The sequence below is a fragment of the Devosia sp. genome (genome assembly GCF_965229025.1).
Taxonomy (GTDB): Bacteria; Pseudomonadota; Alphaproteobacteria; order Rhizobiales; family Devosiaceae; genus Devosia_A.
Map to the genome: position 1 here is coordinate 1,886,266 of NZ_OZ245853.1, position 14,924 is coordinate 1,901,189.

13 protein-coding genes are annotated in these 14,924 nt (G+C 61.6%); 8 read left to right on the forward strand and 5 right to left on the reverse strand.

The annotated features are described in order from the left end of the window. Together ACO06J_RS09360 and ACO06J_RS09365 are read right to left on the reverse strand one after the other, a co-directional pair. A complete protein-coding gene (locus tag ACO06J_RS09360) occupies positions 1-1,263 on the reverse strand; it encodes an NAD(P)/FAD-dependent oxidoreductase (RefSeq protein ID WP_421760432.1) in 1,263 nt (420 codons plus the stop codon). Beyond that, on the reverse strand, positions 1,263-2,297 hold the full coding sequence (locus ACO06J_RS09365) for a proline racemase family protein (protein WP_421760433.1): 1,035 nt from the start codon (positions 2,295-2,297) through the stop codon (positions 1,263-1,265). The genes ACO06J_RS09360 and ACO06J_RS09365 overlap by 1 nt, the downstream gene beginning before the upstream one ends. A gap of 396 nt (positions 2,298-2,693) precedes the next feature. Here ACO06J_RS09365 and rsgA point away from each other — a divergent pair, with 396 nt between their 5' ends. Further along, on the forward strand, positions 2,694-3,665 hold the full coding sequence (rsgA, locus tag ACO06J_RS09370) for a ribosome small subunit-dependent GTPase A (RefSeq protein WP_421760434.1): 972 nt from the start codon (positions 2,694-2,696) through the stop codon (positions 3,663-3,665). A gap of 14 nt (positions 3,666-3,679) precedes the next feature. On the opposite strand, the gene ACO06J_RS09375 is transcribed toward rsgA, so the two are convergent. Next, a complete protein-coding gene (locus ACO06J_RS09375) occupies positions 3,680-3,811 on the reverse strand; it encodes a hypothetical protein (protein WP_421760435.1) in 132 nt (43 codons plus the stop codon). 168 nt (positions 3,812-3,979) lie between these two features. Between ACO06J_RS09375 and ACO06J_RS09380 the strand changes: the two genes are divergently transcribed. Together ACO06J_RS09380 and ACO06J_RS09385 are read left to right on the forward strand one after the other, a co-directional pair. Further along, complete coding sequence (locus tag ACO06J_RS09380) at positions 3,980-4,372, forward strand: thioredoxin family protein (RefSeq protein ID WP_421760436.1); 393 nt, start codon at positions 3,980-3,982, stop codon at positions 4,370-4,372. Positions 4,373-4,378: 6 nt separating this feature from the next. Continuing rightward, a complete protein-coding gene (locus ACO06J_RS09385) occupies positions 4,379-5,092 on the forward strand; it encodes a cytochrome c biogenesis CcdA family protein (RefSeq protein ID WP_421760437.1) in 714 nt (237 codons plus the stop codon). 21 nt (positions 5,093-5,113) lie between these two features. Here ACO06J_RS09385 and ACO06J_RS09390 read toward each other — a convergent pair whose 3' ends face one another. Further along, the gene (locus tag ACO06J_RS09390; protein ID WP_421760438.1) at positions 5,114-6,127 is read right to left on the reverse strand and encodes a LacI family DNA-binding transcriptional regulator; all 1,014 of its coding nucleotides are present in this window, start codon (positions 6,125-6,127) and stop codon (positions 5,114-5,116) included. A gap of 176 nt (positions 6,128-6,303) precedes the next feature. Here ACO06J_RS09390 and ACO06J_RS09395 point away from each other — a divergent pair, with 176 nt between their 5' ends. From ACO06J_RS09395 to ACO06J_RS09410, 4 genes are all read left to right on the forward strand, one after another. After that, positions 6,304-8,658 carry a family 78 glycoside hydrolase catalytic domain gene (locus tag ACO06J_RS09395; protein WP_421760439.1) on the forward strand — a complete coding sequence of 785 codons (2,355 nt, stop codon included), beginning with the start codon at positions 6,304-6,306 and terminating at the stop codon, positions 8,656-8,658. Between the two features lie 72 nt (positions 8,659-8,730). After that, the gene (locus ACO06J_RS09400) at positions 8,731-10,017 is read left to right on the forward strand and encodes an ABC transporter substrate-binding protein (protein ID WP_421760440.1); all 1,287 of its coding nucleotides are present in this window, start codon (positions 8,731-8,733) and stop codon (positions 10,015-10,017) included. 97 nt (positions 10,018-10,114) lie between these two features. Further along, a complete protein-coding gene (locus ACO06J_RS09405) occupies positions 10,115-11,002 on the forward strand; it encodes a carbohydrate ABC transporter permease (protein ID WP_421762483.1) in 888 nt (295 codons plus the stop codon). Further along, positions 10,999-11,826 (forward strand): carbohydrate ABC transporter permease, encoded by an 828-nt coding sequence (locus ACO06J_RS09410; RefSeq protein WP_421760441.1) that lies wholly within the window; start codon positions 10,999-11,001, stop codon positions 11,824-11,826. The genes ACO06J_RS09405 and ACO06J_RS09410 overlap by 4 nt, the downstream gene beginning before the upstream one ends. Here the strand turns inward: ACO06J_RS09410 and ACO06J_RS09415 are convergent. Then, positions 11,823-13,229, reverse strand: coding sequence for a UDP-glucose dehydrogenase family protein (locus tag ACO06J_RS09415; protein WP_421760442.1), 1,407 nt, complete (start codon positions 13,227-13,229; stop codon positions 11,823-11,825). The genes ACO06J_RS09410 and ACO06J_RS09415 overlap by 4 nt on opposite strands. A gap of 857 nt (positions 13,230-14,086) precedes the next feature. Here ACO06J_RS09415 and ACO06J_RS09420 point away from each other — a divergent pair. Further along, complete coding sequence (locus tag ACO06J_RS09420; protein ID WP_421760443.1) at positions 14,087-14,887, forward strand: sugar transferase; 801 nt, start codon at positions 14,087-14,089, stop codon at positions 14,885-14,887. The last annotated feature ends 37 nt before the right edge of the window (positions 14,888-14,924 follow it).

Consider the following 14,924-nt stretch of genomic DNA (forward strand, 5'->3'; position numbering starts at 1 on the left):
CTAGGGTCGATTGAAACGGATCATGCCATGGGCAGCAAGGCGGATGTCGGCCGCATCGCCGATCAGTTCCCCCACCAGACGTGCGGTCTTTGCCGCGTAGCTCAGACCATAGTGGCCGTGGCCCACGGCGTAGAATACGGCCGGATGCCTGAGCGAGCGTGAAATGACTGGCACGGAATCTGGCATCGATGGGCGATGTCCCATCCACTCGACCGCCGGAGCTGTCTCGATGCCGGGGAGGATAGCGGCGCTGATGGCGCGCATCTTGGCCCAACGAGCCGGATTTGGCGGTAGGTTGATGCCGCCGAGTTCGGTCCAACCGCCGATGCGCAGGCCGGGTGAAAGGGCAGTCGCGACCACGCCTCGATCAGCGAGAACCAGCGGCCGCTGGATGCCCACGGGGGCGCTGGAGTAGGTCACGTTGTAGCCGCGCTCCGCCTCGACCGGCAGGTATTCTTCCAGTGTCTTGGCAAGGTCGCGCGACCAGACCCCAGCCGTGACCAGAACCGCATCATAGGTGCGCGTTGCGCTGTCGATACCCAGGCTGACCCGTTCGCCTGTTGGCTGGATGGCGGAGACCCGCCCCCGCTCCAGTGCCACGCCAAGCCGTTGCGCGGCTGCGACGAGGCGGGTGACGATCTCGAAAGGATCGGTGACGATTGCCCATTCTTGGCTCAGCATGCCGTGGATAAAAATTGGCGCCAGATCGGGCTCAAGCCGCCGGATTTCGGCGGCATCCACCTGTGTCGAGACCAACCCTGCCCTGTCGCGGTCGGCCCAGCCCGAGAGCGAGGTACGCCAGGAGGCTTCGCTCTCGTAAAGATAGAGGGCGGGCGCGCGCTTCAGTTTTTCGGACATGCCGGCGCGGGCGAACAGGGCCTCGGTTTCGTCGACCGCTCCGGCGTTGAGCGCGGTGAGCGCCGTGCGGGACTGTTGATAAGCAGAGCCGGTGCTAGAGCGCCAGAAACGCCATAGCCACGGCGCGATCCTGCCGAGGTAGGCGGCAGGAATCTTCAATGGCGCATCGGGGTTGGCAAGCATGCGCAGGCCGTCCAGCGCGATACCGGGCTCCGCGAGGGGATGGATGGCCGAGCCGACGACATGACCGGCATTGCCAAAGCTTGGCCCTGAGCGGCCCGGCTCGGCGCGATCGATGAGCGTGACCTTGTAGCCGCGCTCGGCGAGGACGAAGGCGGCGCTGGCACCGATGATGCCCGCGCCGACAACCGCGATCGTCGCGCCGGATGGAAGTGGCTTGCCCATCAGTTCAACAGATCGAACGCGTCGCCCCAGGTGTCGGCAACGGAGTAGCCGTGCGGATAAGGGTCGGTGGGATCGACGCCGATCTGATGGATACCGTGGATCCAGCCGCGGCCCGAAATGGTTGGCACTACCGCCGCGCGGCCGGCAACGGTGGTGTCGGCCGAGTAGCCGACCTCGAAAGTAGAATCGATGATGGAGCGCGCGGTAAACCGGTCTCCCAGCTTCGCCTCTCCCCTCGCTGCGGCCACGGCGAGGCGCGCAGAATTGCCAGTGCCGCAGGGTGAACGGTCGATGCGGCCAGGGGGAAGGATGGTCGCGCCCTTCAGCTCGCCCGCAGCATTGCGGCCGGTGAACATGGTGTAGGAGATGCCCCGGATCGCCTCGATCTCTGGATGCCTGATGTCAAGCGACGCATTGACCGCGCGGTGGATCGCCGTGCCAGCTTCTACGAGGCGCTTGGCCATATCCGGCCTGATCTCCAGCCCCAGTTGGGCCGCATCAATCAGGGCATAGAAGATGCCGCCATATCCGATGTCGAGCTTCACTTTCCCAAGGCCGGGGACATCAAGTGAAACATCGAGGTCATAGGCGAAGGACGGGTTCATAGTCAGCGTCACGCGCTCGCAGCGACCGTCCCGACACTGGGCGCGGGCGGTGACGAGGCCCGAGGCGGTCTCGATGCGAACGATGGTCTCGGGTTCAACCATTTTCAGCATGCCAGTTTCGAGCAACACGGTGGTGAGGCAGATCGAGTTGGAGCCGCTCATGGCATGGGCCTTATCACCCTGCAGGATGAGGAAGGCGATATCGGCGTCATCGCGTGAGGGCGGAAAGATCAGGTTGGTGCTCATGGCGGCAGCGCCGCGTGGCTCGAACACCAGGAAGCGGCGCAGGCTGTCATCGACCTCGTTGATGTAGCGGAGCTTGTCGGCGATCGACTTGCCCGGGATGTCGATCACCCCGCCGGTGACGACGCGGCCCACTTCCCCTTCGGCGTGCGCTTCGACCATGGTAACTGTCTTTGCCCAGCGCATTGCCTGCCCTCTAACCAAGATGTGCCCCGAGCGGCGTGGCACGAAATTCACCGCTATCAGAGACTTGCCCTGAACGTGATGCGACAACAAATTCGCCTTCCGATCTAGCTGATCCTTACGTTGTCGACAACTTGCCGACAACGAAATCGGAACCGTCGATTGCTGACGATGCGGCTACCGGCTTTCCACGCCGCTAGGGGGAACGGGGTGCCGTCCAGTGGCGTTTCACCTCAGTGCGTCAGGTGCACCGTTGACAATATGGCCCCGGCACCGCTCCGGTCTCTGCGTGCACAATGTGCTGTTGCGAGGAACCTTGGCCGTGATCCATCCCAGAGCCACTGAACCAGTTCGGTGCCCCGAATCCCTGATCTCACCGGCGCGTTCGTGAGTGCGCATTTGGTCGAATCGCGTGAACTGTCTGATCTGGGCTGGTCGAGTTTCTTCGCAGACCAGATCGGGACCGACGAGACTATGCTCATCCCATGCCGCATCTCGGAGGTGCATCGGGCGCGGCTTGTGGGGATCGGGCAAGAAGACGGACTGCTAACACTCCCCCCGAAGGCCCACACCGGCGACTATGCCGTGGGCGACTGGGTGCTGACCGAGCCGATGACCCATCTGGTCGTGCGCCGACTCGAGCGGCGGACGGTGCTCCGGCGCAACTCTGAAGGCAGCCGCGCGCCGCAACTGGCCGCGTCCAATGTCGATAATCTGTTCATTGTCACCTCTTGCAACGAGGACTTCAACGCTGCCCGGCTCGAGCGCTACCTGGTGTTTGCCAACGAGGCGGGCACGACGCCGGTGATCCTGTTGACCAAAGCCGACACATGCCCCGACCCGGAGCGGTTCAAGGCGGAGGCCGAGGCGCTGCAGCGCGACCTGCCGGTGCTGATCATCGATCCCAAGCATGGCGAGGTCAGCGAACCGCTGATTCAATGGACCAGCGGCAGCCAGACGGTAGCGGTAGTAGGATCGTCAGGCGTTGGAAAGTCGACGCTGGTCAACCGCCTGATCGCTGAGGAAACCCAACTGACTGGCGGCACGCGGGAAGGCGACAACAAAGGGCGGCACACGACGACGTCCCGCTCGCTTCATCGCATTGCGGGCGGCGGCTGGGTCATCGATACGCCGGGTATCCGGACGCTGCAGGTGACCGACGCCGTGTTCGGGCTTGAAATGCTGTTTGCGGAAATTACCGAACTGGCGCCGCACTGCAAGTTCCGCAACTGCACGCACCGGCACGAGCCGGGCTGCGCCGTGCTGGCGGCAGTGAAGGCGGGAACGATCGATCCCGCCCGATTTGAACGCTGGCGCAAGCTGCAGGATGAGGGGGCGCCAAAGCCGACCTACGGAACCGGCCGGCGATGACACCTTGAAACGGATCAGTCCTTGTCAGGCGTCGGGGCTGACTGCTCGGTTTCTAGGCGCTTTGCTTCTGCGCGAGCGGCGGCTTTTTCGTTCTTGATCCGCTCGCGTTCCTTGCGCTCGAAATCGTAGTTCGGCTTGCGTGCCATCAAGAGTGCTCCTTGTGAGAAGGCTGGATGCGCTCATAAGCTTGATGCGTCAAGGAAAGCCTCGTTCTGGTGACGAGCTCGCCAAGAGGTGCGCGGGCCGCGCACATTCGTGAAGTCCAGATTGCCAGCGGCGCCGTACAATCAACAGAACACCAAGGGAGCACTCCAATGATTTCTCGCCGTTCGATCCTCATCGCCGCCGCCACCGCGCTGGCACTATTGAGCACTGGTGCCGCAAACGCGTTTGAGTTCAAGGCCTATGACCAGGCAGTCGTCAACAAGGCGATTACCACGGGAAAACCTGTGGTTGTCCATGTGTTCGCGCCGTGGTGCCTTCAGTGCCGTGCTCAGGAGGCGATCCTCAATAGGCTTTCGACTGACAAAGCCTATGATGGAGCGAGCTATTTCCGCGTCGATTACGACAATCAAAAGGATGTTGTCGCCGCCCTTGGCGTGCCGCGCTCGACCTTGATCACCTACAAGGGCGGCGCTGAGGTGGAGCGGAAGTCATGGGGCACCAGCCAGCAATGGGTGGTGGACGTGCTGGCCAGCGTCAACTAGCCCGCAATGATCGCGCTTCTCCTCGCGTTCGTTGCCGGCCTTCTGACAATCCTGAACCCTTGCGTGCTGCCGCTGGTGCCGATCGTAGTGGCCGGAGCGGCGGCGAAGGACGCCAGGGGACCGCTGGCCTTAGCGGCGGGACTGGCTGTCACTTTTGGCATAGCTGGGGGCGTCATTGCGTCGCTTGGCGCAGAACTGGGCGACAACCTGGCGCTGCGGATCGTCTCCTCGATCGCCATGATCATTGTTGGCGTCGCTATCGCAGTGCCCGCCGTTGCCGAAGTCGGAGAACGCGTGCTTGCGCCAATGGTGACGCTTGGTCACCGGCTGTCCAACGCCATGCCGGCGACTGGCCTCGTTGGGCAGTTCGGGCTTGGAGCGCTGCTGGCGCTGGTGTGGGGGCCCTGCGTCGGACCGACCTTGGGTGCGGCTCTGGTGCTGGCCGCAGGGTCTGGCACCCTGGCGCTGGCCATGCTGACCATGGCGATCTTCGCACTTGGGGCAGCAACTTCGTTGCTAGTTGCCGGTTTTCTACTAGGCCGGGTAACCCAGAAAACGCGGCTAGCTACGCGCCAGGGCGCGCGTCTCGGACGGATGATCTTCGGTGCGGCGCTGGTGGTGATCGGCGTTGCGGCGTTGACCGGAGTGGACCGCATCATCGAAGCCTGGCTCGTGCAGATCATGCCCGAATGGCTGGTGCTGTTCGCCACGCAGATCTAGGACATATCGCGGGGCCTTCGTTCAGGTCAGCTTTGCGCCAACCTTAGGCTGCGAACTGGCGCGGGCGACGAGGCGGGGCGTGACAACATAGTGCTCAGCCTCGGTTCGGCCTTTGATGCGCTCGATCAGGAGGCGCGCCGCTTGCAGGCCAAGCACCTGGCCCGATTGGTCGATGCTGGTGAGGGCGTTCTGGGCGAGGTCACAGTACGAGGTGTTGTCGTATCCGACTACCGCCAGGTCGCCGGGAACTGACAGGCCAAGTTCCTTGGCCACGCTCAGCACTTCAAGTGCGATAAAGTCGGTCCAGCAAAAAATCGCCTCCGGCGCACCGCGGCTGCGCAAGAGTTGGCGCACGGCCGCCTGAATTTCGCGTGGCGTCTGCTCAGCCAGAACTACCTTGGTGTAGTGCCGCAAGCCTGCCTCATCCATCACTTGCCGATAGCCGTTTTCGCGGCGCACCGTCACTTGAGTATCGTCATGGTTAGGTACAGCGAGGCTGACCATGGCGATGTTGCTATACCCAGCATGCACCAAGTGTTGCACAGCGAGGGTACCGCCTAGAAAATCGTCATTGTTCACAGTGTCATAGGCATCGATATTGGCGTGATGTGCGATCAGCACCATGGGAATTTGGTTGGCAACCGATTCAAGCATATCGAGCGGCATACGTGGTCCAATGAAGATGATCCCATCCATCTGGCGATCAATCATTGCGTCCATCAGTGCCTGTTGCGTGGTCACGCTGGACTGACTGATCCCAACGAGCGTTTGATACTGCGTCCGTTCAAGCGCCGTGTTCATCCCGGACATGATGTCAGAGAAAAACGGATTGTGAATGTCGGGCAAATGCACACCAAGTGTGTAGGTCTGCCCCCGCATCCCACGGGCCGCCGCATGAGGGCGGTAGTCGAGTTTGCGCATCGAGTCCCTGACCCGGCTACGTAACGATTCGCTGACCCCATACGCATCGCGCAATACCTTCGACACCGCCGCCACGGAGACGCCAGCATCTTCGGCAACCGTCTTGATTGTCACCCTTTCGCTCTTGGGTCTTGGCGCCATTTTTCCTCGCTCCTGTTCCGTCTCTAGCAGGCCACCTGCCCTTCGTCGACGCATCGCAAGATGGGGATTGACGGGCGGCGGTCTTTGTAGAACGATATACATAGAACGATACACATTGAGAGGCCATCAAGGTCTCCTGGAGGAAATCGATGAACGAGCGGCTGGCGCCGCACGCCCTCACCCAGGGTGTGCAGCAGGTTCCGTTTACAGCGGAAATGATCCACCCTACGACTGATCCCGGCGTTGGCGGGCAGTCACCGTTTGTCCGCAAAAGCTTCACGGTTTCCTCTGGCGCTGGTCCCAAGACCCTCCGGATCAGCGCACTCGGGCTCTATCGAGCTTTCATCAACGGCCAACGGGTGGGCAACGACCTGCTGACGCCGGGCTGGACGAGCTACTGGGACAGGTTGAGTTACCAGACCTACAATGTGACCGCGCTGCTCCGCGACGGCGAAAACACCATTGATATCTGGCTCGGTGATGGCTGGTACCGGTCGCGGATGATGTGGCCGCGTCAGGAAATCCTGAACACCTGGGGCGACAAGATCGGCGCCATTGCGGAACTGCGCAACGCGGCCGGCGATGTGCTCCTCGCGACCGACAGCACGTGGCAGAGCGGCCTCACCCCCATCATGAGGTCAGGCATCTACTTTGGTGAGCGGTATGATGCGCGCGCTGAAACCGGCGCCGTGATGGGCGGCACGTCGGTGCTCGCCGCGTTCGACAAGTCGACATTGATTGCACACGAAGTTAACGGGGTGCGTGAGCTCACCAGTCTGCCGGTGGCGGCGTCCTTCGCCGATGCTGAAGGGCGCATGGTCTATGACTTCGGGCAGAACGCCGGCGGCTATGTCGCCTTCACCGTCGAGGGCGAGGCGGGTGCATCGCTTCTGATCGAACATGCAGAGTTGCTCGATCATCTGGGGCAGTTCGACCGGGCCAGCATGAGGTCCGCAGAAGCCCGCGTAGAGTATGTGCTCAAGGGCGGCGGGCCGGAATCCTATCGCCCGACCTTCAGCTTTTTCGGGTTCCGGTACGTGCGGGCCGCGATCACCGGGAAGGCTCGCATCACAAAGATCGAGATGCTCCCGATCAGCTCGGCGATCACCCCGACCGCCGCATTCACTTCAGCGAACCCGCTGGTCAACCGGCTTGTGCAGAACACCATCTGGAGCCAGCGTTCGAACTTCATCGAGGTACCCACAGACTGCCCGCAGCGCGATGAGCGGCTGGGCTGGACCGGGGACGCGCAAGTGTTTGCGGCGACTGCCTGCTACTTGCACGAGAGCCAGGGCATGCTGCGCAAGTATGTGCGGGACATGATCGCAGACCAGCGTCCCGATGGCGCCATTCCGCATGTCATCCCCGACCCCACGCGCAACCACGAAGACATCATTCCTGGGTTCTATGGCTCGACAGGCTGGGGCGACGCGATTTGCGTGATCCCGATGGCGCTATACGAGCACTACGGTGACCGCGAGATCCTGGCGGAAGCCCTGCCCGCGATGGTCAAGTGGAACGACTTCGTCTGGTCGATCAGCAACGGGCCAATCGTGCACCCGCCGTCAGGCTGGGGTGGGCGCGGCTTCACGTTCGGCGATTGGCTGCAGCCGCAAGGTGACTTTGCCAAGCCCTACCCGACTATCGGGGACGATGCAGCTGCAACAATCTACCTCTACATTTCAACGGTGCTGACGGCCAAGGCTGCCGAAGTCATCGGCAACGCTGCTCAAGTGAAGCGCCTGCAGGAACGGGCCGCAGCGGTGAAGGCCGCCTTCCAGCGTGAGTTCATCACCGCTGCTGGGCGCATCGGTTACAACGATCAAACCTCATACGCTTTGGCGTTCCTCTGGGACCTGATCCCCGCTGAGCATATCGCCGCCGCCAAGGGCTATTTCCTCGAGACGGTGGCACGGGCCCATGGCCGGATCGGCACCGGCTTTATCGGCACCCCCGCGCTACTGCCCGCGCTGGTAAAGGTCGGTGAACCGGACCTTGCAGGGGCTGTGTTCCTGCAGGAGGGACTACCCGGCTGGCTGTTCCAAGTGAAGATGGGCGCCACCACGATCTGGGAGCGCTGGAACGCCCTCAACGAGGACGGCGTGGCGTTCGATCCGCAGATGAATTCGTATAACCACTACGCCTATGGCGCCGTGTGCCAATGGCTGTTCGAAGCCGTCGCCGGCTTCAAACCGGATGTGGAGAACCCCGGGTTCAAGCACGTGATCTACGAGCCCGTCATCCTGCCAGCATTGTCGCCGGTGGCCGCCAGCCATGATGCAGCAACCGGGCGTATCGAGGCCGGTTGGAGCGTCGCTGGTGACAAGGTGACCTACGATCTCGTCGTGCCGGCCGGTGCGACCGGAACGCTAGTGCTCGCAAAGACTTACCGCGAAGCGACAGTCGACGGCGCGCCGCTGGCCCAATCCGAAAACGCAGAGAAAACGCGCAGCCCGCTCGCGCCGGGGTCACACAAGGTGACCTTCCGGATCAGCAGGTCCTGAGAGCCCAATTAGCTCGACGGCAAACGCAACAGGCCCACTGCAAACCCAGGGGCCGCCAGGGGAGGACTAACTATGTTGAAGCGAAAGGCGACGCGCGTCGCGCTCGCAATCCTGCTGTCTACCGTCGCGGGCTCTGCGCTCGCACAGGACAAGGTCAAGCTGACCTTCCTGTTCGACAATGCCCCCTCGACCGTCGCCATGGCAGAAGCCCTGGCCACGGCCTTTGAGGCCAAGCACCCCGATATCGATGTAGAGACCGAGAGCCGCCCGGGCGGCGGTGACGGCGACAACATCATCAAGACGCGCCTCGCCACTGGCGAGATGAGCGACGTTTTCCTCTATAACTCAGGCTCGCTGTTCCAGGCGATGAACCCGACGCAGAACCTCGTCGACCTCAGCGGCGAAGCGTTCCAAGCCAACGTGATCGACAGCTTCAAGACCGTTGTTACCGGCACCGACGGCAAGGTCTACGGCGCGCCGATCGGCACCGCCATGGGCGGCGGCATTCTCTACAACATCCCCATCTACAAGGAACTCGGGCTTTCCGTACCCAAGTCCTGGGCGGAGTTCGAGGCCAACAATGACAAGATCAAGACGGCCGGCAAGACCGCGGTGATCCAGACCTTCGGCGCCACCTGGACCAGCCAGCTGTTCGTCCTCGGCGACTTCTACAACGTGCTGGCCTCGGACCCGAACTTTGCCACAGACTATACGGCCGGAAAGGCCAAGTACGCCTCGACGCCCGCCGCGATGAAGGGTTTCGAGCGCCAGGAGGAAGTGTTCAAGGCCGGATATCTCAACGAAGACTTCGCCGCGGCCACCTTCGAAGACGGCGTGACCAAGGTCGCTACCGGTGAAGGTGCGCACTATCCGATGCTGTCGTTCGCAGTCGCCAACATCAAGGAACTGGCGCCAGAGCACGTCAACGACGTCGGCTTCTTCGCAATCCCCGGGGATGATGCCGCCAACAATGGCCTCACCACCTGGATGCCAGCAGGCCTCTACATCCCGAAGACCACCAAGCACGAAGCAGAGGCCAAGGAATTCATCGCGTTCGTCGCCAGCGTCGAAGGCTGCGATATCCAGACCCAGTCGGCCGGCGCGACCGGCCCATACCTGGTGAAGGGTTGCACGCTACCAACTGACGTGCCGCCGGTGGTGTCCGACCTGCTGCCCTACTTCCAGGACGGCGGCCATTCGGCCCCGGCTCTTGAGTTCCTCTCCCCGATAAAGGGCCCTGCGCTCGAGCAGATCACGGTTGAAGTTGGTTCAGGCATCCGCTCTGCCGCCGATGGCGCCGCGCTTTACGACGAAGACGTCAAGAAGCAGGCCCAGCAGCTTGGCCTGCCCGGCTGGTAATCGACCTAACTGCGTGTGAGACTGGGCGTCCGGCCGAAGGGTCGGACGCCAAATCCTGAGGAGGACGGGTATGGCTGTTGCGGTTGCCGAGGGCTCAATGCCCGTCACCAAGCCACGACGCAGGTCGCGCACAGCCGGGCTATACCCGAGCTGGTTCTACGTCCCGGCGGCCGCGATATTTGCCTTGCTGTTCATGCTGCCAACCTTTGCGTCGCTGTTTTTCAGCCTGACCCGATGGAGCCTGCAGAAGGCCGACTTTATTGGCCTCGATAACTTCGTCCAGTTCTTCCGCGAGCCGTTTCTGTTCCAGGGGCTCGTCAACACGCTGATCTACGGGGTCGTCACCTCCGCCTCCAAGGTCGTGCTCGGAATGCTGCTGGCGCTGCTTCTAACCTCCGACATCTTCGGGCGCGGTTACCTTCGCGCCGTGGTGTTCTTCCCGGTGCTGGTCTCCACGGTCGGCGTCGGCATCACGTTCACCGCGATGATGCACCCCACCCAGGGTCTCATCAACGAGTCTCTGGCGGCGATCGGCATCAAGGGGCCGGGTTGGCTGACCGATCCGCGGTTTGCCCTCTACTCCGTCGCGCTCGTTGACGTGTGGAAGGGCGTGGGGCTTGCAACCGTCATCTATATCGCAGGCATCGTCTCCATTCCGCTCGAATATTATGAGGCGGCGCGCATCGACGGCGCCACCGCGTGGCAGCGCTTCTGGACCGTGACGATGCCGTTGGTACAACCTGCGACGGCGACTGTGATCATCCTCAGCTTCATCGGCGGCTTGCGGTCGTTCGACATGATCTGGTCGATGACCAAGGGCGGGCCGGGCTTCACCTCTGACGTCATTGCCTCGGTAATCTACAAGCAATACCAGGCCGGGTTCTACGGGCTTTCGACCGCCGGCAACGTGGTGCTGTTCGCGATGGTGGCGCTCATCATCGTGCCGCTCTCCATGTTCCTCAACAGCAGGGAGGTCGACCGGTGAGGCACGTCCAGCGCTATATCTATGGCGGCATCGCCATCGCGGCCTCGGTGGTCGTATTCCTCGTGCCGTTCGCCTTCATCATCCTGACTGCGGTCAAGGACCGCCGGCAGGCGGCAACGCGCTCGTTCGACTGGCCGACCAGTTGGCACCTGTGGGACAATTTCGTCGAAGTGCTGAAAACGCAGGATTATCAACTGGTGACGGCGTTCATCAACTCGATCATCCTGACTGTCGCGAGCGTAACGCTGCTGGTCGTGCTCGGCGCAATGGTCGGCTTTGTGCTGCAGCGCCGTCTGTCCCGATGGACGCCGATTGTCAATTTCCTCATTCTGGCCGGGCTGATCATACCGCCGGCGGTGGTTCCGACGATCTGGGTGCTGCAATCAGTCAATCTGTTCAAGACCTTGCACGGAATGATCTTGATCGAGGTCGCCTACGGTCTGAGCTTCACGATCCTGCTGTTCCGCGCCTTTATCTCGACTATTCCGCGCGAGCTCGACGAAGCCGCGATCATTGATGGAGCGGGGCCGATCCGGCTTTTCTTCCAGGTCGTGCTGCCGCTGCTGAAGCCCGTGGTGGTGACAGTGATCGTGGTGCAGTCGGTGGCCATCTTCAACGACTTCACCAACCCGCTCTACTACCTGCCGGGCAAGCAGAACGTCACGGTGCAGCTGACGCTGTTCAATTTCCAGGGGCAGTTCAATACGTCGCTGCACCTGCTCTTCATGAACATCCTGCTGATCACCATCCCACCGTTGCTGGTCTATCTCTTCTTCAACCGGCAAATCGTGGCCGGCATGACGGCGGGAGCTGTGAAGGGCTAGCTGAGCTCCACCTGGCGGCGACCGATCGGGAGGTAAGCCAGCCCGGCGTCCTCAACCAGTTGAGGGTCGAAGAGGTTACGCCCGTCAAAGATGATCTTCTTTGAGAGTGCGCGCCAGAGCGTCTCGAAGTCGGGCGTGCGGAATATCTTCCATTCGGTTACGATCACGAGAGCGTCCGCGCCTTCGAGCGCAGCATCGGCGTTTGGCACGAAGTCGACCTGCTCGAGTCCCCCAGGGGTCGCGGCAAGATCGAGCGTTAGGACACGTTTTGCTTCGTGCATTGCAACTGGATCAAAGGCACGAATCCGAGCACCTCGCCGCACCAGGTCGGTGATCAAAACCCGGCTCGGGGCATCCCGCATGTCGTCGGTGTTTGGCTTGAACGCCAGGCCCCAGACGGCGAAGGTCATGCCGGACAGATCGTCGCCAAATCGCGCGCGGATCTTGGTGCCGAGCACCTGCTTCTGGGTGGAGTTGACTGCCTCAACCGCTGCCAGGACCCTCAGGTTGTGGCCGTACTCTTCGCCCGTCTTCTGCAGGGCCTGTACGTCCTTGGGGAAGCAACTGCCGCCGTAACCTGTTCCGGCATAAAGAAAACTGTAGCCGATGCGCGGATCTGACCCGATACCACGGCGAACGAGTTCGATATCGGCACCGATATCCTCAGCCAGGTTGGCCAACTCGTTCATGAACGAGATGCGCGTGGCGAGCATGGCGTTAGCTGCGTATTTGGTGAACTCGGCCGATCTTACATCCATGACCAGAGTGCGATCGTGATTGAGCGTGAGCGGGGCGTAGAGTGCCTTCATCAGACGAAGAGCCCTGCTGCCAGCCTCGGTTCCATCGACGCCAATGATGATGCGATCAGCGCGCGTAAAATCGGCGACTGCCGCGCCTTCCTTGAGGAACTCAGGGTTGGAAACAACGGAAAAGTCCGGCTCGCCGCGTGCCTTGCGCTCCACCGGATTGGCGGAAAAACCGCGCGCCACCAACTCCTCGGTGATCGCCGCTGCCACCTTGTCGCCTGTGCCAACGGGCACGGTCGACTTGTCGGCAATGACCTTGAAACCGGTCATGGAGCGACCGATGCTCCGGGCTACCGACAAGACATATTGCAGGTCCGCCGACCCATTTTCATCCGGCGGGGTACCGACGGCAACGAACAGGATGTCGCCTGAATTGACGCCATGGGCAATATCGGTCGTGAACAGGAGGCGACCAGCGGCACGGTTGGCGGCGACGATCGACTCGAGACCGGGCTCGTAAATGGGCACTTCACCGGCATGAAGCCGCGCGATCTTGGCCGCATCGATATCGACGCAAGTAACGACATTTCCCGCCTCTGCGAGGCAGGCGCCCGTTACCAGTCCGACGTACCCAGTACCAAATACGGCGATCTTCATTGGAAACTCTTCTTCTGGTGAACCGGGCGGCTATTCACAGGGTTCAAAGGTGCCCGTAAGGTAGTTAGCTGGTTCGACGCCGTAGGTAAAAGTATCCTGCGTGCATGAGGACGTTGCCCTCATGGAATGGCTGCCTGGCACGAACAGTTCCGAGCCTACCAACGGTGCCACCCGATCCCTCTTCCCAGGCGGAAGGTCATCCCGAAAACAAAAAAGCAAACACAATTCAATCGATTGCATCGGGCGCACCACGGTTAACCCGGAGAGAGAAATTTCGCCAATACCACTTTACCCTCATAATGGGGACTCAAGCTGAAACGCATGATTGGCGACCACGCACCGCTGACGGGCGGACGTAAGTCCCTGACGAACCATGCAACGCCGATGTCGCGCTGCACGTGCTCCACGCACATGGGTCTTTGCCGCCCGATGCAAGGCCCTGCACATCGGCATGGCAGGGCTGCGAAAATCACAGGTCTCGGTTAAGGAGATGGCGCCAGTCAGCGGTCGATGCGGCCCCCCTCAGGTGCCAGCGCTGCGCTCGGCCCGCTCGAGGAAGGGTGGGTGCAAGCCCACAGACGGGCCCCACAAAGCGTTGGTTTTGCGAAGGTTAACTATTAAACGAACCTTACCTGCCACCCGAACCTCCTCGTCGCGCCGGCGCCCCAACATGCGCAAAACAGCTGCTGCCGAAGCACGCGGAGACGACGCGGACCGGCTTTTGCGTCGCATGTTGTTCACACTACGGGACTTGCCAAGGACACAAAACTGCGCTCGTTATTCAATTGTTAGCTTTAGGTGCCAGATGGCGCTCGATAAGTGATCCGAATTCCGCTGACTAAATCGAGGTCCGTGACATGACTGATGCAGTGGATGGCTTTGACGACCAATTTCGTACCAATCGCCACCTAGGCGTAAGTGCGTATTTGACGACAGATCATGAGATATACCGGCGTGACGGTGCTGGTTATTATGTCGAGCGCGATCAAAGCGGCCTCTCACTGACGTTCATCGGAGGACAGCCGGCCGCGCCGGTGGAAACGCGGAAGCGGTCAACGCAGCTGGCATTGAAGCGCGTTATGGACGTAGTGCTGGCCGGGGGCGCGCTGGTGGCGCTGTCCCCCCTGCTCCTGATCGTGGGACTTCTGATCAAGCTGACAAGCAAGGGCGGGGTGCTGTTTCGGCAGACTCGCCCTGGGCTCAACGGAGAGCCGTTTGAGCTTCTAAAATTCAGAACAATGCGACAGGATTCCTGCGACCTGTCGGGCATCAAGCAAACGACCGCCGGTGATCCGCGCGTGACCTCGGTCGGTCGTTTCCTGCGGGCTACGAGCATTGATGAGTTGCCGCAATTGTGGAACATCGTAAAGGGCGACATGTCCATCATTGGCCCGCGGCCGATGGTATACGGCATGCTGGCAGTCGGGCGCGACTACCACGAGTTAGTCCCCTACTACGATTACAGGCTACTGATGAAGCCGGGACTGTCGGGCTGGGCGCAGGCCAATGGCCTCCGCGGCCCCACCGACCAGGCTGCCAGCGCCAAGGCGCGGATCGATCACGACTGCGCCTATATCCAAAATTTCTCGGTGGCTCTCGACATCAAGATCATCATCCAGACACTACAACGCGAATTCGTCAGCGGGTCTGGCCTGTAAGGTTTGCGCAGGTATTGCCAATCCTAACCGTAGTACT